This window comes from Pseudoduganella sp. R-43 (genome assembly GCF_049913255.1).
GTDB lineage: Bacteria > Pseudomonadota > Gammaproteobacteria > Burkholderiales > Burkholderiaceae_D > Rugamonas.
Genome location: NZ_CP183988.1, coordinates 3,661,344 through 3,683,601 on the forward strand (window position 1 = coordinate 3,661,344; position 22,258 = coordinate 3,683,601).

16 protein-coding genes and 3 riboswitches are annotated in these 22,258 nt (G+C 59.6%); of the genes, 3 read left to right on the forward strand and 13 right to left on the reverse strand.

What is annotated here, in order from left to right; all coding sequences use genetic code 11:
* Window positions 1-109 precede the first annotated feature (109 nt).
* Window positions 110-4,153: a phosphoribosylformylglycinamidine synthase gene (gene purL, locus ACN9M3_RS16705; protein ID WP_426318000.1), complete on the forward strand. Its 4,044-nt coding sequence runs from the start codon at window positions 110-112 to the stop codon at window positions 4,151-4,153.
* A 3-nt stretch (window positions 4,154-4,156) separates the two neighbouring features.
* Here purL and ACN9M3_RS16710 read toward each other — a convergent pair whose 3' ends face one another.
* From ACN9M3_RS16710 to ACN9M3_RS16745, 8 genes are all read right to left on the reverse strand, one after another.
* A complete protein-coding gene (locus ACN9M3_RS16710) occupies window positions 4,157-4,837 on the reverse strand; it encodes a hypothetical protein (protein ID WP_426161551.1) in 681 nt (226 codons plus the stop codon).
* A gap of 143 nt (window positions 4,838-4,980) precedes the next feature.
* Window positions 4,981-5,646 (reverse strand): DNA alkylation repair protein, encoded by a 666-nt coding sequence (locus ACN9M3_RS16715; RefSeq protein WP_426318001.1) that lies wholly within the window; start codon window positions 5,644-5,646, stop codon window positions 4,981-4,983.
* A gap of 58 nt (window positions 5,647-5,704) precedes the next feature.
* The gene (locus ACN9M3_RS16720) at window positions 5,705-6,481 is read right to left on the reverse strand and encodes a peptidylprolyl isomerase (protein WP_426161553.1); all 777 of its coding nucleotides are present in this window, start codon (window positions 6,479-6,481) and stop codon (window positions 5,705-5,707) included.
* A 64-nt stretch (window positions 6,482-6,545) separates the two neighbouring features.
* Window positions 6,546-7,325, reverse strand: a complete 780-nt coding sequence (locus tag ACN9M3_RS16725; RefSeq protein WP_426318002.1) for a peptidylprolyl isomerase — start codon at window positions 7,323-7,325, stop codon at window positions 6,546-6,548.
* 120 nt (window positions 7,326-7,445) lie between these two features.
* A complete protein-coding gene (locus tag ACN9M3_RS16730; protein ID WP_426161555.1) occupies window positions 7,446-7,718 on the reverse strand; it encodes a BolA family protein in 273 nt (90 codons plus the stop codon).
* The gene (locus ACN9M3_RS16735) at window positions 7,715-8,344 is read right to left on the reverse strand and encodes a septation protein A (RefSeq protein WP_426161556.1); all 630 of its coding nucleotides are present in this window, start codon (window positions 8,342-8,344) and stop codon (window positions 7,715-7,717) included. Before ACN9M3_RS16735 ends, ACN9M3_RS16730 begins: the two co-directional genes overlap by 4 nt.
* 4 nt (window positions 8,345-8,348) lie before the next feature.
* Window positions 8,349-8,747 carry a peptide-methionine (R)-S-oxide reductase MsrB gene (msrB, locus tag ACN9M3_RS16740; protein WP_426161557.1) on the reverse strand — a complete coding sequence of 133 codons (399 nt, stop codon included), beginning with the start codon at window positions 8,745-8,747 and terminating at the stop codon, window positions 8,349-8,351.
* A gap of 10 nt (window positions 8,748-8,757) precedes the next feature.
* On the reverse strand, window positions 8,758-10,221 hold the full coding sequence (locus tag ACN9M3_RS16745) for a protein adenylyltransferase SelO (RefSeq protein WP_426318003.1): 1,464 nt from the start codon (window positions 10,219-10,221) through the stop codon (window positions 8,758-8,760).
* 226 nt (window positions 10,222-10,447) lie between these two features.
* Here ACN9M3_RS16745 and ACN9M3_RS16750 point away from each other — a divergent pair, with 226 nt between their 5' ends.
* A complete protein-coding gene (locus ACN9M3_RS16750) occupies window positions 10,448-11,200 on the forward strand; it encodes a PEP-CTERM sorting domain-containing protein (protein ID WP_426318004.1) in 753 nt (250 codons plus the stop codon).
* 57 nt (window positions 11,201-11,257) lie between these two features.
* Here the strand turns inward: ACN9M3_RS16750 and ACN9M3_RS16755 are convergent, their stop codons facing one another.
* The 4 genes from ACN9M3_RS16755 to ACN9M3_RS16770 form a co-directional block, all read right to left on the reverse strand.
* Window positions 11,258-13,012: a S8 family serine peptidase gene (locus ACN9M3_RS16755; protein WP_426318005.1), complete on the reverse strand. Its 1,755-nt coding sequence runs from the start codon at window positions 13,010-13,012 to the stop codon at window positions 11,258-11,260.
* A 100-nt stretch (window positions 13,013-13,112) separates the two neighbouring features.
* Window positions 13,113-13,201, reverse strand: a riboswitch (cyclic di-GMP riboswitch).
* Between the two features lie 270 nt (window positions 13,202-13,471).
* Window positions 13,472-15,226: a S8 family serine peptidase gene (locus ACN9M3_RS16760; protein WP_426318006.1), complete on the reverse strand. Its 1,755-nt coding sequence runs from the start codon at window positions 15,224-15,226 to the stop codon at window positions 13,472-13,474.
* Between the two features lie 115 nt (window positions 15,227-15,341).
* A riboswitch (cyclic di-GMP riboswitch) is annotated at window positions 15,342-15,428 on the reverse strand.
* Between the two features lie 218 nt (window positions 15,429-15,646).
* Window positions 15,647-17,401: a S8 family serine peptidase gene (locus tag ACN9M3_RS16765; protein ID WP_426318007.1), complete on the reverse strand. Its 1,755-nt coding sequence runs from the start codon at window positions 17,399-17,401 to the stop codon at window positions 15,647-15,649.
* Between the two features lie 115 nt (window positions 17,402-17,516).
* A riboswitch (cyclic di-GMP riboswitch) is annotated at window positions 17,517-17,603 on the reverse strand.
* Between the two features lie 224 nt (window positions 17,604-17,827).
* Window positions 17,828-19,303: a S8 family serine peptidase gene (locus ACN9M3_RS16770; protein WP_426318008.1), complete on the reverse strand. Its 1,476-nt coding sequence runs from the start codon at window positions 19,301-19,303 to the stop codon at window positions 17,828-17,830.
* A 297-nt stretch (window positions 19,304-19,600) separates the two neighbouring features.
* Between ACN9M3_RS16770 and ACN9M3_RS16775 the strand changes: the two genes are divergently transcribed.
* The gene (locus ACN9M3_RS16775) at window positions 19,601-21,691 is read left to right on the forward strand and encodes a 3-hydroxyacyl-CoA dehydrogenase NAD-binding domain-containing protein (RefSeq protein ID WP_426318009.1); all 2,091 of its coding nucleotides are present in this window, start codon (window positions 19,601-19,603) and stop codon (window positions 21,689-21,691) included.
* Here the strand turns inward: ACN9M3_RS16775 and ACN9M3_RS16780 are convergent.
* Window positions 21,688-22,230: a GNAT family N-acetyltransferase gene (locus ACN9M3_RS16780; RefSeq protein WP_426318010.1), complete on the reverse strand. Its 543-nt coding sequence runs from the start codon at window positions 22,228-22,230 to the stop codon at window positions 21,688-21,690. The two genes, ACN9M3_RS16775 and ACN9M3_RS16780, sit on opposite strands and share 4 nt — an antisense overlap.
* Between the last annotated feature and the right edge of the window lie 28 nt (window positions 22,231-22,258).

Here is a 22,258-nt window from a genome sequence, read left to right on the forward strand (position 1 = left end):
ATGCCTGAAACAAGTATAATGTCGGCAAATCGAAATACAGCAAGACCAGTCAGCTCGTGCACAGTATTCCTTTAAACCGCAGCAACGCTGCATTCTTCACGCCCCCACTATGTTGATTCTGCCGGGCTCCAACGCCCTGTCCTCTTTCCGTAGCCAACGCCTCCTCAACCAGCTTCAAGCAGTTCTGCCGTCCATTACGTCGGTCCAAGCCCGCTTTATCCACTTTGTCGACTCCGCTTCGCCCCTGTCCGAAGACGATCTGAACCGCATGAATGGCTTGCTGACCTACGGCGAGCCAGCCTTGCCGGAGCATGCCGAGGGCGTGGTGGAAGAGTTTGTCGTCATTCCCCGTTTCGGCACCATTTCGCCATGGGCTTCCAAGGCCACCGACATCGTGCACAACTGCGGCATGGCGCATATCCACCGCGTGGAGCGTGGCGTTGCGTACCGTATCAACCTGAAGGGCGGCATCCTGGGAACCGGCCTGGGCGCGGCCAGGAGGCTGGATAGCGAGCAGGCGCAAGCTGTTGCCGCGCTGCTGCACGACCGCATGACCGAATCCGTGCTGCGTCACCCGGACCAGGCTGCCGGCCTGTTCTCGAGCCTGGAAGCCAAGCCGCTGGAATCGATCGACGTGATGGGCGCCGGCCGCAATGCGCTGGAAAAGGCCAATACCGACCTGGGCCTGGCGATGTCGGACGACGAGATCGACTACCTGCTGGAAGCCTTCACCAACGCCAAGCGCAACCCGACCGACGTCGAACTGATGATGTTCGCGCAGGCCAACTCGGAGCACTGCCGCCACAAGATCTTCAACGCCGACTGGACCATCGACGGCGTGGCACAGGACAAATCGCTGTTCAAGATGATCAAGAACACGCACGAGAAGAACCCGCGCGGCACCGTCGTGGCTTATTCGGACAACTCCTCGATCATCGAAGGCGCCGAAGTGACCCGCTTCTACCCGCGCGAAGGCCAGGAATACGCGCCGTCCACCGAGCTGGTGCACACCCTGATGAAGGTGGAAACCCACAACCACCCGACCGCGATTTCCCCGTTCCCTGGTGCTTCGACTGGCGCCGGCGGCGAGATCCGCGACGAAGGTGCAACCGGCCGCGGCTCCAAGCCCAAGGCAGGCTTGACCGGCTTTACCGTGTCCAACCTGATGATCCCTGGCGCCGTGCAGGCGTGGGAAAACGCCGCCAACGTGACCGCTCCGGTCGGCAAGCGCGACGAAAGCCAGGTGTACGGCAAGCCGGAGCGCATCGCTTCGCCGCTGCAGATCATGATCGAAGGCCCGCTGGGCGGCGCGGCATTCTCGAATGAATTCGGGCGTCCCGTGCTGGGTGGCTACTTCCGCACCTACGAACAGAATATCGGCCAGCAGTTCGCCGGCGGCAAGGACACCGTGATGGGCTACCACAAGCCCATCATGATCGCCGGCGGTATCGGCAACATCTCCGCTTCGCATACCCACAAGAACGACATTCCGGTCGGCAGCCTGCTGATCCAGCTGGGCGGCCCGGGCATGCGCATCGGCATGGGCGGTTCGGCTGCCTCGTCGATGGCGACCGGCACCAATACCGCTGACCTGGACTTCGATTCGGTCCAGCGCGGCAATCCTGAAATGGAGCGCCGGGCCCAGGAAGTCATCAACGGCTGCTGGCAATTGGCCGACAAGAATCCGATCATTTCGATCCACGACGTGGGGGCGGGCGGCCTGTCGAATGCCTTCCCTGAGATTACGAACGACGCCAAGCGCGGCGCGATTTTCGACCTGCGCAAGGTGCCGCTGGAAGAGTCCGGCATGGCGCCCAAAGAAATCTGGTCCAACGAATCGCAGGAACGCTATGTGCTGGCGATCGCCCCGAGCGACCTGGCCGTGTTCCAGGCCCTGTGCGAGCGTGAGCGCTGCCCGTTCGCCGTGGTCGGCGTGGCAACGGAAGAGCGCCAGCTGAAGGTGATCGACCAGGAAATGGGCAATAGCCCAGTCGACATGCCGATGGAAGTCCTGCTGGGCAAGCCACCCAAGATGCACCGCGATGTGAAGCATGTCCAGCACGACCTGCCGGCCATCGACCTGACCGCCATCCAGCTGGAAGAGGCTGCCAAGCGCGTGTTGTTGCTGCCAACCGTGGCCGACAAGAGCTTCCTGATCACCATCGGCGACCGTACCGTGGGCGGCATGTCGGTGCGCGACCAGATGGTCGGCCCGTGGCAGGTGCCTGTGGCCGACTGCGCCGTGACCACCCTCAGCTACGACGGCTATGTGGGCGAGGCGATGGCAATGGGTGAGCGTACCCCGCTGGCAGTGATCGACGCGCCTGCGTCCGGCCGCATGGCGGTGGGCGAGACCGTCACCAACCTGGCAGCGGCGCCTATCAACGATATCTCCGACATCAAGCTGTCGGCCAACTGGATGGCTGCCTGCGGCCAGCCAGGCCAGGATGCAGCCCTGTTCGATACGGTCAAAGCCGTCGGCATGGAGCTGTGCCCGGCGCTGGGCCTGTCGATCCCGGTCGGCAAGGATTCCCTGTCGATGCGCACCACCTGGAAAGACGAGGGCGCCGACAAGGCCGTGATTTCGCCGGTGTCCCTGATCGTTTCCGGCTTCTCGCCGGTGTACGACGTGCGCAAGTCGCTGACCCCGCAGATCCGCACCGACCTGGGCGAAACCTCCCTGATCGTGATTGACCTGGGCCGCGGCAAGAACCGGATGGGTGCTTCGGCCCTGGCGCAAGTGATGGGCCAGTTGGGCAATGCCGCGCCGGACGTGGATTCGCCGGAAGACCTGAAGGGCTTCTTCAACGCCATCCAGCAGCTGAACAAGGAAGGCAAGATCCTGGCTTACCACGACCGTTCCGATGGCGGCCTGTATGCAACCCTGGTCGAAATGGCCTTCGCCGGCCGCGCCGGCCTGTCCGTCAACCTGGACATTCTGACCCTGGGCGAAGAGGGCACCATGGATCACGGCGACGCCAAGAACTGGGCCGGCCAGGTGGCTGAACGCCGCAATGAACTGACCCTGTCCGCGCTGTTCAACGAAGAACTGGGCGCGGTGATCCAGGTACGCGCCGACGAGAAATCGGCGGTGATGGACGTGCTGCGCAGCTTCAACCTGGGCGCTTGCAGCCACATCATCGGCAAGCCGAACGACCGTGGCGTGATTGAGTTCACGCGCGACGCCAAGATCATCTACTCGCAGCCGCGCGCCGACCTGCACCGCCTGTGGAGCGAAACCAGCTGGCGCATTTCCCGCGTACGCGAAAACCCGGCCACGGCGGATGCCGAATACGATCGCCTGCTGGATGAAACCGACCCGGGCATGCAGCCGAAAATCACCTTCGATATGGCGGAAAACGTCGCGGCGCCTTTCCTGGCGACCGGCGTTCGTCCACGGGTTGCCATCCTGCGCGAGCAGGGCGTTAACTCGCATATCGAGACGGCCTGGGCAATGCACCGCGCCGGCTTCGCCGCTGTCGACGTGCACATGAGCGACCTGATTTCGCGCCGTGTATCGCTGGCTGATTTCCAGGGGATCATCGCTGTCGGCGGCTTCTCCTACGGCGACGTGCTGGGTGCGGGCGAGGGCTGGGCCAAGTCCATCCTGTTCAATCCTGAAATGGCTGAGCAATTTGCCGCCTTCTTCCAGCGCAAGGACACCTTCGGCCTGGGCATTTGCAACGGTTGCCAGATGATGTCGAACCTGAAATCGCTGATTCCGGGCGCGCATGCGTGGCCGAAGTTCACCACCAACAAGTCGGAGAAGTTCGAAGCACGCTTCTCGATGGTGGAAGTGCTGGATTCGCCATCGATCTTCCTGCAAGGCATGGCCGGCACCCAGACGCCGATCGCGATCGCGCACGGCGAAGGTTTCGCCGACTTCAGCCAGACCGGCAATATCGATGAGGCAATCGGTGCGTTGCGCTTCGTGGACAATCAAGGCGGCGCCACCGAGGGCTACCCATATAACCCGAACGGTTCGCCGCGCGGCTTGACCTCGGTGACCACGCCTGACGGCCGCTTCACCGTGATGATGCCGCACCCGGAACGCGTTTCCCGCACGGTGCAGAATTCCTGGCATCCGGACGGCTGGGGCGAGGATTCGCCTTGGGCGCGCATGTGGGGTAACGCGCGCAAATTCATCGGTTAAAGGCTAAGCGCGCCTCCGGCGGGCCGCCAGCAAGGCGGCCATGCCACCGAGCATCAAGACGGCCCCGCCCGGGGCCGGTACCTGGGTCGCATCGACGAACTGGAAGTCGTCGGCGACCCAGTTTCCATTCTGTTGTCCGAGTTCGCGCCGGTCGATCCGGTAGCCTGTGATCGGGCCCAGCGCAGCGAAAATGCTGGTGTTGACGAACGACAGCGGCTCCGGCAAACCCGGATGACTTTCTGGCAAGTCGAACACGACTGAGCCCAATTCACTTGCACCATTCAGCGCCACGATCGTGACCTGGTCAGCGCCACCCTCGCCGAAACCGTAGTACTGGTTGCGGCCGAACCATGCGCCGGTCAGGATTTTATCGGTCGTGATCGTCATGCCGCTCGATCCGCTCGAATTGGAGACAAAGTAGTGCCCGGAGTGGGAAATGCCGAATAATGGGCCGCTCGGCCCGCCAACGCGATATTGGTCGCCCACCACGCCGAACCTGGCATCCCAAATAACACCCTGGTATTCCAGGCTGCTGCTGGCATTTGTCCATTGGATGCCTGTCGCACTATCAAGCGCAGGAGGGAATGGCAGATCGTCGAAAGTAGCGATAACGCTTGCCATGGCAGGAGCCGCGGTAATAAAAGCGCCGCACAGGATTAACTGCCGTAATGCGAGTTTATTCATTGTCAGCCTCCATTTAGTTGTCACGAGTTTAACGCGACATTTTCAGGAGCGGCAATTGTGCGAATTATTTCTGTTGTTTTGATGCCGAGTGGCGGCTAGCAGGATAAACGCTAACTTCTGGCACATATGCGCCAGCTCCTGGCTTAAGCAAAGGGCGCAAGGTGCTTGCCGGCCTCGCGAACGCTCAGCTTCGACAAAGACGCCTTATTTTCATTAATAAAATGAGCGACATTATGTGGAGCGTGCCGCGCATAATCCCGCAAGGCCCAGCCAATTGCTTTTTGAATGAAAAATTCATTTTCATGGCCGAGCGCAAGTGAATAGCGGAATAGGCGCATTTCATCGGTTTTGCCCCGCCACCCTAATTGGTGGAGCAGGGCAATTCGCCGCATCCAGAAGCTGTCATGTTTTATCGCTTGGTCCATGCCATCGTGCCCGAAACGCAGGACATCACCGATAATCGCAGCCATGCCGTCCACCGAATCCCACCAGGATTTGCGCATGACAAAAGCCAGCAATTCCGGTAAATCGCCGGCGCTGAACTGTTTCCAGTGTGCGGCCATCAAATCCAGTGCCGCGTACTGGTATTCACGTTCCGGCAGGCGCCATAGCTTATCTGCAATGCCGAGGAGTTCAGCCGGCGGCGCGCCCTTGAACGCGCGGATGGCTGGCTTGAGTGCTTCGCGTCGCGCCGGCGTGGGAATGCCGAGGAAAGGGAACTGCTCGCGCATATAGGCGCGCATGGCTGGCGCCCGCGAGGCGTCGGCCAGCGGTGCGAGGGCGGAAATGATGTCTTTGCTTGTTGGCATAATAAAAAAGCGCCCCGTGGGGCGCTTCGTGAAGATCGCCTGTAAAGGCGCATCTGGATTATTGCACTTTGGCCTTGGCCACCAGCTGGTCGCGGTACGCTGCGACTTTACGCTGGGTCAGGGATTCGGCGATCTGCGGCTTGATTTCTTCCAGCGACGGCACCTTGGCGGCGCGCGAGCCTTCCAGCTTGATCACGTGGTAGCCGAACTGGGACTGCACTGGCTTGTCGGTGATCTGGCCGTCTTTCAGGGCGACCATGGCGTCGGCAAATGGCTTCACGTAGTTGCCTGGCGCTGCCCAATCCAGGTCGCCGCCATTGGCAGCCGAGCCTGGGTCTTGCGAGGCCTTGGCCAGTTCTTCAAACTTGGCGCCGCCTTTCAGCTTGGCGATGATGTCGGTCGCTTCCTTCTCGGTTTTCACCAGGATGTGGCGAGCGTGGTATTCCTTGTCGCCCTTGGAAGCCTTGAACTGGTCGTAAGCGGATTTGATTTCTGCGTCGCTCACTGGGTTCTTCTTGACATAGTCAACCAGCAGGGCGCGGATGATGATGTCCTGGCGAGCTTGTTCCAGGGCTTCTTTCACTTCCTTGTTGGCAGCAACGCCTTGCTTGGTGGCTTCCTGCACCAGCACTTCACGGCCGATCAGGGATTTCTTGATCATGTCGCGCAGTTGTGGCGAGTCAGGCTGGCCTTGGGCAGCAGCTTGCTTGACAGCGGCTTCCATCTGGGCCGATGGGATAGCTTTACCGTTCACGGTAGCGACGTTCTGGGCAAATGCAGGGGTCGCTGCAACTGCGATCAGGGCCAACAGCAGGGTGGCTGGTTTGAATTTCATTGAGTATTTCCTTAGTTAAAATAAATCCGGCGCCGCTTGGGCGCCGGATCAGGTCCGTGACGGATTATTGTACTTGGGCTTTCTTCACCAGGGATTCCTGATAGGCCTGCAGTTTCGCGCGCATCAGGGAATCGGCGATACGTGGCTTCACTTCTTCCAGGGTAGGCAGCTTGACCGGACGGGTGTCTTCCACCTTGATCACGTGGAAACCGCTTGGGGTTTGCACTGGCTTCTCGGTAACCTGGCCTTTTTGCAGGGAGGTGAACGCGTCAGCGAAGACTTTAGGGAAGTTGGCTGGAGTGCCCCAGTCCAGGTCGCCGCCGTTGGCAGCGGAACCGGTGTCCTTGGAGTTCTTGGCCAGGTCTTCAAACTTGGCGCCGCCTTTCAGCTTGGCGATGATGTCGCTTGCTTCTTTTTCGGTTTCCACCAGGATGTGGCGCACGTGGTATTCCTTGTCGCCTTCGGCGGCAACGGCGCGGTCGTATTCAGCCTTGATTTCGGCGTCGCCAACCGGGTTCTTTTTCACGTAATCAGCAGCCAGGGCGTTCAGCATGATGTCCTGGCGAGCCTGTTCCAGAGCAGTGGTAACGTCCTTGCTCTTGGCCAGGCCTTGCTTTTCCGCTTCCTGGATCATTACTTCGCGGCCGATCAGGGACTTCTTGATCATTTCGCGCAATTGAGGGGTGTCTTGCTGCTGGCCTTGGGCAACGACTTGCTTGACCAGGGCGTCAACTTTGGCGGTCGGGATGGCTTTGCCATTGACGACAGCGGCGTTCTGGGCGAAAGCTGGTGCAGCGGCAACGGCGATAAGTGCGAGCAGCAAGCGGGCTGGCTTGAAAGTCATTTAGTTTAATTCCTAGGGAAAGTTTACTGAATTGCGGGGATTTTGGGCTGGTTCGCCGAGATGTCTCTACTATTCAACGATCGAGGTTCTTTTTGATGTTTCCCAAAAACTCCGCGCATATCATACTTCGGACGGTGCCAATGCGGTAATGGCCAATGCATGAATTTCTTTATGCATCATATCGTGCACGGAATCATACACCAGACGATGGCGCATGACGAGTTTCACACCTTCGAATTTAGTAGAGACAATTTTCAGCCTGTAATGTCCGCCGCCGGAGGCTGCGCCGGCATGGCCGGCATGCAGCGCGGATTCATCTTCCAGCACGATTTCCGATGGCGCCAGCGAGGCTTCCAGGCGCTCGCGAATCCTGGCAAGGCGCGGGTCGCTCATGCTTCATCCTTAATATGTTTAGAGAGGTAGAAAGCCTGTGCGATAAAGAACACCAGCATCAAACCGGTAACTCCGAAAGCCTTGAAATTGACCCAGGCGTCGTTATCGGACTTGAACAGGATGAAGGCGACAAAGAGGTTCACAAAACCCAGCACCAGCCAGAAGGTAATCCACATGAAATGCAGGCGCACCCAGACATGTTCCGGCAGTTGGACCTGCTTTTCCATCGCCAGGCGGATCATGTTTTTATCGAAGAAGCGGTACGCCACCAGCATGGCCGTCGCAAGCGACCAGTAAATAATGGTTGGCTTCCACTTGATAAAGTCATCGTCGTGGAAATAGATGGTCATGCCGCCGAATACGATAAACACTACCAGGGAAACCCATAGAGCCCCGTCGACCTTCTTGCGCCGGGCCAGCAGATATAACACCTGGGCAGCGGTGCCGATAATGCCGACAATAGTCGCGACCACGATCGGCGCCTGCGATGCCGGAATCGCTCCGCCGGAAACCAGGCCGCCAAGATGGGCATTCAGCATGGCATGCGCGGCCTCCTGGTGACTGCCGGCAAATTTGTAGCTGACAAAAAACAGGATCAGCGGAAACAGGTCAAAAATAATCTTCATCTTTTCAAGGCTTCGGTTCAAAGCGCAGCGAGGCCGAATTAATGCAATAGCGCAATCCGGTCGGCGGCGGGCCATCAGGGAAGACGTGGCCCAGGTGGGCATCACATACTGCACAGATGATTTCGGTGCGCAGCATACCATGCGAGCGATCCGTTTTCTCTATGATATTCGCAGGATCGAGCGCCTTGAAGTAACTCGGCCAGCCGCAGCCGGAATCGAATTTGGCATCCGACTCGAAAAGCGGGGTGTTGCAGCATACGCAGGTGTAAATGCCATGCTCGTGGTGGTCCCAGAACTTGCCCGTAAATGCGCGCTCGGTGGCGGCATGGCGGGTAACCTGGTATTCCATCGGGTCGAGCTGGGCGCGCCATTCGGCATCGGTCTTGACAACTTTGTCGCTCATTGTTGATCTCTCACGAAGAGCAGCTTACCGAGAGCTGGCTGGACCAGTCTGGCGGAAAGCCTGCATATTGTTCATTCTCTGCTTGTTCGTCGAAGGGGCGTTCGAGCAGGGTCAAGAGGCGCTCGACTTCGGAAAAGTCCTTATTTTGCGCCTTTTCGATGGCGAGCTGTGCCATATAGTTTCGCAGCACATACTTGGGATTGACCTGATCCATCGCAAGTTTGCGCGCAGCATCGTCGCTGTTTTCGGCGCGCAGGCGCGCACGATAAGCTTCGGCCCATTGATCGAAAGCGGGGCGATCGATGAACAAGTCGCGCAAGGGTTCGTCGCCTTCCGAGCTGCCGGCGCGCAAGGCGCTCAGGCGGCGGAAGAAAATCGTGAAGTCAGTGTGGTTGGCTTGCAGGATGGCAAACAGGCCGTCAAGCAGTTCGCGGTCGCCTTCTTGCGTGGTAGCCAAACCGAGCTTGGCATGCAGCAGCTGATCGATGTGACGCGCGAACTCCGGCTGGTAGACGTCGAGCGCTTCCTGGGTCAGTTCGACTTCGCCAATCAGCGGCAACAAGGCTTGCGCGAGGGCGTAGCAGTTCCAGTGACCGATCTGCGGCTGGTTGGAATACGAGTAACGGCCACGCTCGTCGCTATGGTTGCAGATCTGGTTGGCGTCGAATCCGTCCATGAAACCGAAGGGGCCGTAATCGAGAGTCAGCCCCAGGATCGACATATTGTCGGAATTCATTACACCATGCATGAAGCCTACTGCTTGCCAGTGCGCAATCATGCGCGCGGTGCGGCGGGTCACTTCTTCCAGCAAGGCAGCGTACGGGTTTTCCTCGTCGCGCAGGGAAGGGTAGAAGCGGTCGATGACGTAATCGGCTAATTGCTTGAGTTCATCCGGCTTGCGATTGTAGTACCAGTGTTCAAAAGAACCAAACCGGATGAAGGTTGGGGCCATGCGGACGACGACGGCCGCGGTTTCGATCGATTCGCGCACGATTCCCTGGTCAGAACCGACTACCGACAAGGCGCGGGTGGTCGGGATGCCGAGGCCATGCATCGCTTCCGAGCACAGGAACTCACGGATGGACGAGCGCAGCACGGCGCGTCCATCGCCCATCCTCGAGTATGGCGTCATGCCGGCGCCTTTCAGCTGCAACTCGATCGGGCCCTCGGGAGTGGCTAGATCGCCGAGCAGGATGGCACGCCCGTCGCCGAGCTGGCCGGCCCAGACGCCAAACTGGTGGCCGGAATAGACAGCCGCAAGCGGCTTCGAACGCTCCGCGAGGCGGTTGCCGGTCAGGATATCAACCGCTTCTTGCGTCGCCAGCGTTGCTGGTTCAAGACCAATGAGGCGTGCAGCCGCAGGACTCAGCCCAACAAGGTAAGGCGCCGGCAATGGAGTCGGCATCAGGTGAGTGTAGAACGCTGGCGGCAAACCTGCGAAGGAATTTTCAAACTGGAAGTTAGTAGCGCTCATGTCCAGCGCATTTTAACGCAGGCACCCGATGCCGTCTTGCGCCCTAAGGGAAACCTAAGTTTCCGTACGAAATCAGTGGTGACTTTCATGTCAATGTCGAGAATTCTTACAATTTTTGGGGTCAAGATTTAACTGCTGAGGTTAACCGATTGATTTCGTTGGTGAGTAACTTTTAGGCACGCTATATGCGTATAGGAGTTCGTACCATAATAAAAGGGGGTGTAACATGAAAAGTATCAAAACTGCGCTGGGTGTCTTGGGAGCAGCACTGCTGATGGGGGTTGCTCCTTTGTCTCATGCGGGCGAATGGACGCTCAATTTTAATAACGCCAACGTCTACACCGGAGACGCGCCACCCCTGCAGTCTGGGGCGACCGCAACCGACTCGTGGGCGCAACTGAAGTTTACCGACTATGGCACGAATTATGTGGACATCAGCCTGAGCGTCGCAACCGGCGTGCTGGAGTCTGGCATCTATGTGAACGACTGGTGGTTCAACGGTGATGCACTGGCCCAGACCGGAACGTTCTCCTTGTTAAGCGGGGTGAACGCCAACACCAGCATCTGCTCGGATTGCCAGAACGGAACCGGGTCCGGCAGCTACGATGGTGTGTTCCATTTTGTGAATGCGAACCCGGGTGAGCTGGCGCAGGGGAACGAATCGGTCTGGCGTCTCTCTGTCGACCTAAGCGAGACGCTAAGCGTCAATGATTTCATGTTCCTGTCGTGCATGCCAGGCCGTACCTGCGGAACGGACGGCTTGTTTGCAGCAGTGCATGTCCAGGGCTATGCATCTTCCGCTAAATCCGGTGCCTGCGTGGACGGAGAAGAAAACTGCAATCCGCCTGAATGCCCTCCAGGCGACACACGTCCGGAATGCGGAGGCGGTGAACAGGAAATTCCAGAGCCTGCTACGTTGGCTATATTCGGTGTCGGCCTGCTGGGTTTGGCGCTCAGCCGCCGACGCAGTATCCGCTGATCGCGACCTGATGAAAAAAACGGCAGCCAAGGCTGCCGTTTTTCATTGGAGAGCCGCTTACTTGCGTACGCTCACGCTGCTGGCAGCAGTGTTACCGGCGCGATCACGTGCGACTGCTTTCAGGGTATGGCTGCCGTTGCTGGGTTTCCAGCTGTAGGCCATGCTCGATCCGCTGCCCGAAGCAACCAGCGCGCCGTCCACGTAAAGCGACATCGAAATCCCAGCCGCGCCGCTATTGTCCGATGCATTCACGGTAACGTTGACGTTGCCGTGAACGGTGCCGCCATTGCTTGGGTTGGTGATAGCCACAACGGGCGCAACCGTGTCGGTCGTCGGAGAAATGGTGGTGGTACTGTTCGAGACGTTCACGCTGACTGGCGTGGAAGAGGTCACATTGCCGGCAGCATCACGCGCGACGGCCGTCAGGGTTGCCATACCGTTGGCAACGCCTTTGGAATCCCACGCAAAGCTAAATGGGCTGCTCGCATCGCTCGCTACCACCGTGCTATTGACTTTCAAGTCCACGCGCGCCACGCCGACGTTATCAGCAGCGTTGACGTTGACCGAGACGATGCCCGACACCGTGCTGCTGCCCAGCGGGGCAGCGATCGAGACCGTTGGCGCAGTGGTGTCGGCCGTGGTTGTGGTACCCGCAGCTTTTGCTACGGCAGCCGAAGCATTCACACGGCCATAGCCGAAGTAGATGTCGCGGCCGGCAGTGCCCAGGTCGACAGCGGTGGTGAACAGGATGCTCTTCACCTGGTCTGCGCTCAGGGAAGGATTGGCCGACATCACCAGGGCTGCCACCGCTGCGGCGACCGGGCTGGCGAAGGAGGTGCCATTGACCGCGCCGTAGCCGCCACCCTGGACAGTGGTGTAGATGCCCACGCCCGGCGCCGACAGCGCGACAAAGGCGCCATAGCTGGAGAAGCTGGCACGGTTGTCGGCCGAATCGGTGGCCGAGACCGGGATCATGGTGTCGGTCGGGGTGAAGCCTTCATCGCGGTTGTAGTTGCCGGCCGAGACGAACAGCAGGCCGCCCTTGCCTTTGAGGTAGTTGGCAGCGCTTTGCACGGCCGAGCTGGTTGGCACGTTGGCGTAGCTGATGTTGACCACGCGGGCGCCGTGGTCGGCAGCCCAGGTCACGCCGCTGGCCATGGTCGAGAAGTAGGCGTAGCAGGTGCCGGAATTGTTGTAGGCAATGCGCACTGGCATGATCCTGGCTTGGCCCGCCACGCCGGCGACGCCGATGGCGTTATTGGACGCAGCTGCCGCGGAGCCGGCAGCCTTGGTGCCGTGGCCGCAGACGTCGGCGGTGTTGGTGTTATTGTCGTAGGTGTTATAGCCTGCTACCAGGCGGCCCGAGAAGTCGGGGTGGCTTGCGTCAACGCCCGAATCCAGGATGGCAATGGTGATGTTGCCGCCCTGTGTCTTGTCCCACGCGGCGCTGGCGCCGATCTTTCCGATGTGCCATTCGCTGCCCAGGTAAGGGTCGTTGGTGGTCGCGCTGACTTCCACACGCTGGTCAAGTTCGGCGAACTTGAAATGGGGATTGTGTTTCAGCTTGTTGGCAATCGCCCTCTCGGAGCCATGCGGCACGTCAATAATATGGATATTGCTCTGACCAAGCTTCTGGGCCTTGCCGGCGCCATGGCCTTTCAAGTCTTTGGCGAACTCATCGGCAGTCAAGCCTGCCTGAGGTTCGACCAGGATACGGCCGGGAGCAAAATCAGTATCGTTGCCTGGGGCTGCAAATACGATAGGGGCGGCGCCAGCGAGGATGAGGGTGGCGATGCAGGTGCGGTTCTTCATTAAAGCAGATCCTTTTTCAAGGTTTCAGAAAAAAGGACTGCCGGCCACTCCCAAGGGAGTAGTTGGAGAGCACACCGGGGACATCAGGGTCACCTGTGTATCTGGCAGTCCAGCCGTCATGGACGCTTGCGCGTCGTTAGACCGTTGACTTTGCGTCCCGTGCTTTCGCGCGGTTTGCCTTTGTCAGACTTCAGGTTCGATAGTAATTCACGATTTACCGCGAGGCAAATGAAATTTCCCTCAAATTACATCCTGATACAAATCCGTCTGAGCATTTGTGCAAAGTTGGCTTGCAGGATTGTAGCGATTAATAATATTCAGTCAAATCAAAGGGTTAACTAATGTCGCGAAGAAATTGATATTAACTTCATTTCATTTGATATGGAGTTAATTGATATTTCCAGCGGCTAATAAAAAAAGGCCCGGCAGAGCCGGGCCCAAACAGGGTATTTATATTAATTAGCGGGTTACCTGGACGCTGGTGGTCGAGGTATTGCCGGCAGCATCCCTGGCCACGGCTTGCACGGTGTGGGTGCCGCTGGCGAGCTTGCGGGTGTTCCAGCTGTAGGACAGCGAAGAGCCGGCGCCGGAAGCCTTCAGTTGGCCGTCGATGTACACGCTCATGTTGATGCCGGCAGCGCCGCTGTTGTCCGAAGCGTTGACGGTGACGTTGACGGTACCGGAAACAGCGCCCGAAGTCGGGTTGGTGATGGCGACCACCGGGGCAGTGGTATCGGCTACCACGGCTGGAGCGGCGTTGGAGACGTTGACCGACACGGTGCTGGAGGTGGCGACGTTGCCGGCTGCATCGTAAGCGATGGCGATCAGGTTGTTCATGCCGTTGGCCACGCTGCCGGAATCCCAGCTGAAGGCATAGGGGCCGGCGCTGTCCGAAGCGACCACGGTGCCGTTGACTTTCAGGTCGACGCGGGCCACGCCCACGTTGTCGGCGGCGTTCACGCCGATCGAGACCAGGCCGGAGACGGTGCTGCCGCCTACTGGATTGGCAATGGCCACGGTCGGTGCGGTGGTGTCGGGAGCCGGTGCGGCCTTGGCGGCGGCCACGGCGGCGGCGGCATTGACGCGGCCGTAACCGAAATAGATGTCGCGGCCGGCAGTGCCCAGGTCGACAGCGGTGGTGAACAGGATGCTCTTCACCTGGTCTGCGCTCAGCGATGGATTGGCTGCCATCACCAGGGCCGCGACGCCGGCGGCAACCGGGCTGGCGAAGGAGGTGCCGTTGACCGCGCCGTAGCCGCCACCCTGGACGGTGGTATAGATGCCCGCGCCCGGCGCCGACAGCGCGACAAAGGCGCCGTAGCTGGAGAAGCTGGCACGGTTGTCGGCCGAATCGGTGGCCGAGACCGGGATCATGGTGTCGGTCGGGGTGAAGCCTTCATCGCGGTTGTAGTTGCCGGCCGAGACGAACAGCAGGCCGCCCTTGCCTTTGAGGTAATTGGCAGCGCTTTGCACGGCCGAGCTGGTTGGCACGTTGGCGTAGCTGATGTTGACCACGCGGGCGCCGTGGTCGGCAGCCCAGGTCACTCCGCTGGCCATGGTCGAGAAGTAAGCGTAGCAGGTGCCGGAATTGTTGTAGGCAATGCGCACTGGCATGATCCTGGCCTGGCCCGCCACGCCGGCCACGCCGGTGGTGTTGTTGATGGTGGCCGCCGCGGAGCCGGCAGCCTTGGTGCCGTGGCCGCAGACGTCGGCGGTATTGGTGTTGTTGTCGTAGGCGTTGTAACCGGCGACGGCGTTGCCGGCCAGGTCAGGGTGGGCCGAATCCATGCCCGAGTCCAGGATGGCGATGGTCACGCCGCTGCCTTGGGTGTTGTCCCAGGCGGTGCTGGCGCCGATCTTGTTGATGTGCCATTCGCTGCCCAGGTAAGGATCGTTGGCGGTGGCGGACACTGGCACGCGCTGGTCCAGCTCGGCAAACTTGAAGTGCGGGTTGTTCTTCAGCTTGGCAGCGATGGCTTTTTCCGTACCGTGCGCCACATCGATCACGTGGATATTGCTCTGGCCCAGCTTGCGAGCCTTGCCGGCGCCGCTGGACTTGAGGATCTTGTCCATTTCCATCACGGTCAAGCCGGCACGAGGCTCCACGATGATGCGGCCCTGGGCGTAGTCTTCCGCTTGCGCGGCGAAGGCTGGGGCAGCCAGGGTAGCGATGGCGGTGGCGATGGCTGCGGAGATGGTGGTGATGGTTTTCATGGTGCGAGTCCCTGTTTTCAAAAATAAAAAACGAGGACTGCCCGCCGGTCTTTGCCGGTAGAAGACTGCATCACAGAGCGCACTGGGCTACTACCCGGTGGCAGGGATACTTTTGTCTGGCAGTCCTGCCGTCATGGGGCCGAAGCCCGTTAGACCGATGACTTTGCGTCCCACAGTTTCCCGTGGTTTGCCCTTATCAGATCTTGCTGTACGGAATCTTAGTCAAGCAATTGCCGTGTGGCAAGCGGATTTTAAAAACTTTTTTTGAATGTCGCAATTAAGTCTGGACTATTAGAAACATCTGTTAATTCAAAGACTTGGATTATTTCTTATGGTCACTTTTACTTTCGAAGTCTCAATATTGAAGATTAATAAAAAAAGCCCGGCCGAAGCCGGGCTGAAACAGGGTATTGATATTAATTAGCGGGTTACCTGGACGCTGGTGGTCGAGGTATTGCCGGCAGCATCCCTGGCCACGGCTTGCACGGTGTGGGTGCCGCTGGCGAGCTTGCGGGTGTTCCAGCTGTAGGACAGCGAAGAGCCGGCGCCGGAAGCCTTCAGTTGGCCGTCGATGTACACGCTCATGTTGATGCCGGCAGCGCCGCTGTTGTCCGAAGCGTTGACGGTGACGTTGACAGTGCCGGAAACAGCGCCCGAAGTCGGGTTGGTGATGGCGACCACCGGGGCAGTGGTATCGGCTAACACGGCTGGAGCAGCGTTGGACACGTTGACCGACACGGTGCTGGAGGTGGCGACGTTGCCGGCCGCATCGTAAGCGATGGCGATCAGGTTGTTCATGCCGTTGGCCACGCTGCCGGAATCCCAGCTGAAGGCATAGGGGCCGGCGCTGTCCGAAGCGACCACGGTGCCGTTGACTTTCAGGTCGACGCGGGCCACGCCCACGTTGTCGGCGGCGTTCACGCCGATCGAGACCAGGCCGGAGACGGTGCTGCCGCCTACTGGATTGGCAATGGCCACGGTCGGTGCGGTGGTGTCGGGAGCCGGTGCGGCCTTGGCGGCGGCCACGGCGGCGGCGGCATTGACGCGGCCGTAACCGAAATAGATGTCGCGGCCGGCAGTGCCCAGGTCGACAGCGGTGGTGAACAGGATGCTCTTCACCTGGTCTGCGCTCAGTGATGGATTGGCTGCCATCACCAGGGCCGCCACGCCGGCGGCAACCGGGCTGGCGAAGGAGGTGCCGTTGACTGCGCCGTAGCCGCCACCCTGGACGGTGGTATAGATGCCCGCGCCCGGCGCCGACAGCGCGACAAAGGCGCCGTAGCTGGAGAAGCTGGCACGGTTGTCGGCCGAATCGGTGGCCGAGACCGGGATCATGGTGTCGGTCGGGGTGAAGCCTTCATCGCGGTTGTAGTTGCCGGCCGAGACGAACAGCAGGCCGCCCTTGCCTTTGAGGTAATTGGCAGCGCTTTGCACGGCCGAGCTGGTTGGCACGTTGGCGTAGCTGATGTTGACCACGCGGGCGCCGTGGTCGGCAGCCCAGGTCACGCCGCTGGCCATGGTCGAGAAGTAAGCGTAGCAGGTGCCGGAATTGTTGTAGGCAATGCGCACTGGCATGATCCTGGCCTGGCCCGCCACGCCGGCCACGCCGGTGGTGTTGTTAATGGTGGCCGCCGCGGAGCCGGCAGCCTTGGTGCCGTGGCCGCAGACGTCGGCGGTATTGGTGTTGTTGTCGTAGGCGTTGTAACCGGCGACGGCGTTGCCGGCCAGGTCAGGGTGGGCCGAATCCATGCCCGAGTCCAGGATGGCGATGGTCACGCCGCTGCCTTGGGTGTTGTCCCAGGCGGTGCTGGCGCCGATCTTGTTGATGTGCCATTCGCTGCCCAGGTAAGGGTCGTTGGCGGTGGCGGACACTGCCACGCGCTGGTCCAGCTCGGCAAACTTGAAGTGCGGGTTGTTCTTCAGCTTGGCAGCGATGGCTTTTTCCGAACCGTGCGCCACATCGATCACATGGATATTGCTCTGGCCCAGCTTGCGGGCCTTGCCGGCGCCGCTGGACTTGAGGATCTTGTCCATTTCCGTCACGGTCAGGCCGGCACGCGGTTCGGCGATGATGCGGCCCTGGGCGTAGTCTTCCGCTTGCGCGGCGAAGGCTGGGGCAGCCAGGGTAGCGATGGCGGTGGCGATGGCTGCGGAGATGGTGGTGATGGTTTTCATGGTGCGAGTCCCTGTTTTCAAAAATAAAAAACGAGGACTGCCCGCCGGTCTTTGCCGGTAGAAGACTGCATCACAAAGCGCACTGGGCTACTACCCGGTGGCAGGGATACTTTTGTCTGGCAGTCCTGCCGTCATGGGGCCGAAGCCCGTTAGACCGATGACTTTGCGTCCCACAGTTTCCCGTGGTTTGCCCTTATCAGATCTTGCTGTACGGAATCTTAGTCAAGCAATTGCCGTGTGGCAAGCGGATTTTAAAAACTTTTTTTGAATGTCGCAATTAAGTCTGGACTATTAGAAACACCTATTAATTCAAAGACTAGGAATATTTCCCACTGTTACTTCAACTTTCGTAGTTAAAATAATGTTTTTAAATAAAAAGCCCGGCTTTGGCCGGGCGTATTCAGAGGAGAAATGAATGGGAGCGGCTTATCTGGAAGCCGCTCCATTGGCCACATTCACCTGGGAAACGGTGGAAGTGTCGGCATTGCCGGCTGCATCGTAGGCGATCACGGCCAGGCTGTTCATTCCGTTGGCAACGCCATTGGAATTCCAGCTGAAGCCGTACGGGGCGGACGTGTCGGAGGCAACGACGGTACCGTTCACTTTCAGGTCGACACGAACGACACCCTTGTCATCGGATGCGGCCAGGTCAATTGCAACCAGGCCGGAAACAGTGATGCTCCCCTCGGGGCTGAGGATGGACACGGTCGGCGCGACAGTATCAGGTGCCGGCGCCGCCAGGGCGGCAGCAACGGCGCCCGCTGCATTCACCCGTCCAAAGCCGAAGTAGATGTCACGCCCGGCAGTTCCAAGATCGATCGCAGTATTGAACAGGATGTCCTGGACCTGGTCGGGCGTCAGTACAGGATTAGCGGACATGACCAGCGCCGCAACAGCAGCGGCAATCGGGCTTGAAAAAGAGGTGCCGTTGACGCCGCCGTAGCCGCCTCCGCTCACCGTCGTGTAAATGCCCAAGCCTGGTGCAGACAACGCGACGAAAGCGCCGTAGCTCGAGAAACTGGCCCGGGCATCGTTGGGATCAGTGGCTGAAACCGGGACCATGGTATTCGTCGGCGTAAAGCCTTCGTTGCGGTTGTAATTGCCGGCTGAAACGAAAAGCAGGCCGCCTTTGCTGCGCAGGTAATTCGCTGCGCTTTGCACTGCCGAGCTGGTCGGAACGCTGGCGTAGCTGATATTGGCCACGCGGGCCCCGTGATCGGCTGCCCAGGTCAGCCCGCTCGCCATGGTCGAGAAATAAGCGTAGCACGAGCCTGCACTGACGAAGGCGATGCGGATCGGCATGATTTTGGCCCGGCCGGCCACGCCGGCGACGCCGAGCGCATTATTGCTTATTGCAGCTGCAGTGCCCGCGACCTTGGTGCCGTGGCCGCAGACGTCGGCGGTATTGGTATTGTCGTCGTAGGCGTTATAGCCAGCAACGAGGTTGCCCGCCAAGTCCGCATGGCCTGAATCGACACCCGAATCCAGGATGGCGATGGTGACGCCCGCTCCCTGGCTCGAATCCCAGGCGGTATTGGCCGCAATCTTGTTGATGTGCCACTCGCTGCCGAGATAGGGGTCGTTGGCTGCTGTGGCGACCGGTACTGCCCGGTCAAGTTCAGCAAATTTGAAGTGTGGATTGTGCTTCAGCTTATTGACCATGGCCCGTTCGGCGCCCACAGGTACCACAAGTACGTGAATATTGCTCTGTCCGAGCTTGTGCGCCCGGTTGCCGCCGTTCTCTTTGAAAATTTGCGACACCACTTCCATTGTCAAGCCTGCGCGCGGCTCAACAAGAACGCGGCCGGAGGCAAAAAATTCAGGCTGCGCGGCACTGGCGGATGTATTAAAGGCGGTGGAAAGCGTTGCGATTGCAAGACAATGGGCAATGATCTGTTTCATGATGCAAGTCCCTGTTTTCAAATGGTTTTAAAAAACGAGAACTGCTGTGCCTGGTGTTTGAACGATATTATGCGGACCATTAATGTTGGGCAAGCGTATTTTTAAAAGATGAAGTCACTGGCGGAGAAATCTGATTTATACCTGATTGATATTTATTCGATGAAAGCCTGATTAATTTCAAGGAAGTTTTATATAATTTGCGACAAGCGCCGCCAGTGAAGCGCACGATCGTTCGATTTGTGGGTTATAGTAGCTGCTCGGCATCGGACAACCACACCAACAAAGAAGAGACAATCCATGAGCGCAGATTACGCAGTCCACGGTTCCATCGCTGTCATTTCGCTGAACAATCCCCCGGTCAACGGCCTTGGCCTGGCGACGCGCACTGCGGCAATCGAAGGCATTCGGCGGGCGCAGGAGGACGGCGCGGTCAAAGCTGTCGTGCTGACTGGAGCCGGCAAGGCATTTTCCGGTGGGGCTGATATCAAGGAATTCAATTCGCCGAAAGCACTGACCGAGCCGACTTTGCACAGCCTGATCCGTGCGGTGGAAGGCTGCAGCAAGCCAGTGGTGGCAGCAATTCATTCGGTCGCCATGGGCGGCGGCCTGGAACTGGCACTTGGCTGCCATTACCGAGTAGCGCTTCCGGGCGCCCAGATTGCACTGCCAGAAGTGAAACTGGGCTTGCTGCCAGGCGCAGGAGGTACGCAGCGCCTGCCGCGCGTGCTGGGCCTGGAGATGGCGTTGAACATGATTGTGTCCGGCACGCCGGTGTTGTCGGAAAAACTCGCTGGCACGGCACTGTTCGACAAGTTGCTGCCGGCCGGCGCCGACCTGCTGGCCGAAGCCAGTGCCTTCGCAGAAGGCATCGCCGACGTGCGACCCCTGCCGAAAGTACGCGACCGCAAAGTGGACTACCCGAATCATGAAGCCTTCCTGCAATTCAGCCGCAATACCGTGAAGGCGGTCGCCGGACCGTTCCCAGCGCCGCTGGAATGCCTCGAAACCGTGGCTGCGTCGGTCACCATGGACTTCGAAGCCGGCCTGAAATTCGAGCGCGAGCGCTTCCTGCACCTGATGCAGACCACCGAATGCAAATCGTTGCGCCATGCGTTCATTTCGGAGCGGGCCGCGAGCAAGATTCCAGATGTGCCGCCCGATACTCCGGTTCGCGAGATCCGCAAGGCTGCTGTGATTGGCGCCGGCACCATGGGCGGCGGTATCGCAATGAATTTTGCCAACGCCGGCATTCCGGTCGTCCTGCTGGAAACCAGGCAGGAAGCGCTGGAAAAGGGCCTTGCCACCATTCGCAAGAACTATGAGAACACCCTGAAGAAGGGCAAGCTTACCCAGGAAAAGTTCGAGCAGCGGGTAGCGCTGATTGGCGGCACTCTTGATTACAGCGCCATTGCCGACGCCGACATGGTTATCGAAGCTGTTTTCGAAGACCTGGGCGTGAAGGAAACCGTATTCCGGAAACTGGACGAGGTGATGAAGCCTGGCGCGATCCTGGCTTCCAACACCTCCACGCTCGACCTGGACAAGATTGCAGCCTTTACCAGCCGTCCGCAAGACGTGATCGGGACGCACTTCTTCAGCCCTGCCAACGTGATGAAGCTGCTGGAAGTCGTGCGTGGCAAGGCAACCGGCAAGGACGTCCTGGCGACCACCATGGCGCTGTCGAAAAAGTTGAAGAAGACCGGCGTGGTGTCCGGTGTGTGCGACGGTTTCATCGGCAATCGCATGATCGAACAATACTTCCGCCAGGCCGGGTTCCTGCTGGAGGAGGGCGCCTTGCCTGAGCAGGTGGACAAGGCTATCGAGAAGTTTGGCTTCCCAATGGGACCGTTCCGCATGAGCGACCTGGCAGGCAACGATATCGGCTGGTACATCCGCAAGCGCCGCTATATCGAAAAACCGGAAGTGGTGTATTCCAGGACAGCCGACCTTCTGTGCGAAATGGGCCGCTTCGGCCAGAAGACCGGCGGCGGCTGGTACGACTACAAGGAAGGCGACCGCAAGGCTTCCCCAAGCGCGCTGGTGAACGAAATGATCATCAAGCATTCGGCGGATATCGGCGTCGAACGACGCCAGGTCGGCGAGCAGGAAATCGTCGAGCGCCTGGTCTATGCGCTGGTAAACGAGGGCGCCCTGATCCTTGAAGAAGGCATCGCCTTGCGCGCCTCCGACATCGACATGGTCTACCTGACCGGCTATGGCTTCCCGTTGTATCGCGGCGGCCCGATGTTTTACGCCGATACGGTTGGCCTGGCCAATGTATTGGGCACCATCGAGAAATTCGCCCGCGGCCGCCACGGCGAAGCCTGGAAACCGGCGCCGCTACTGGCCAGGCTGGCTGCGGAAGGCAAGGGCTTCAATAGTCATTAAGCAATGCGCTTGCGCATGCGCGATAACGGTACGGCGACGTCGCCTGGAAGCGCCAGCGCAAAATCTTCCACTGTCTCGAAGCCGCACGCAGCGTAGAGCGGCACGCCGGGCATGGTGGCTGCCAGTTCCATGAGCAGGAAGCCCGCGGCAGCCGCCTGGCGCTCGCAATGCTCCATGAGCATGCGGCCCAGGCCTTGGCGTGGAACCGAAGGGTCGACGAAGAAGGCCCGGATGCGTGCCGGCTGGGTGGCTGGGTCCAGCAAGGGATCCGGTCCGGCTTTGTGGCGGTCGCCCCCGAACAGCGTGGCGCGCTTGCTCCAGCCGCCGCAGGCCCGCAGTTCGCCGTCGCGCTCGATGACGAAATAGGTGCCGTCTTCCACCAGTTGCGTATCGACGCCGAACACGTGACGCGTTACGGCTGTCGCCTGTTCATCCGTATAAAACCCCTTGCTGAGCTCGATGCCGGAGCGCCGGATCAAGGCTTCCATGGCCGGGATATCAGCCTTTGTAGCGGCGCGCAATGTGACTGGATTTGTCATTCGGAAATGCTATCATAGGGTGGCACCG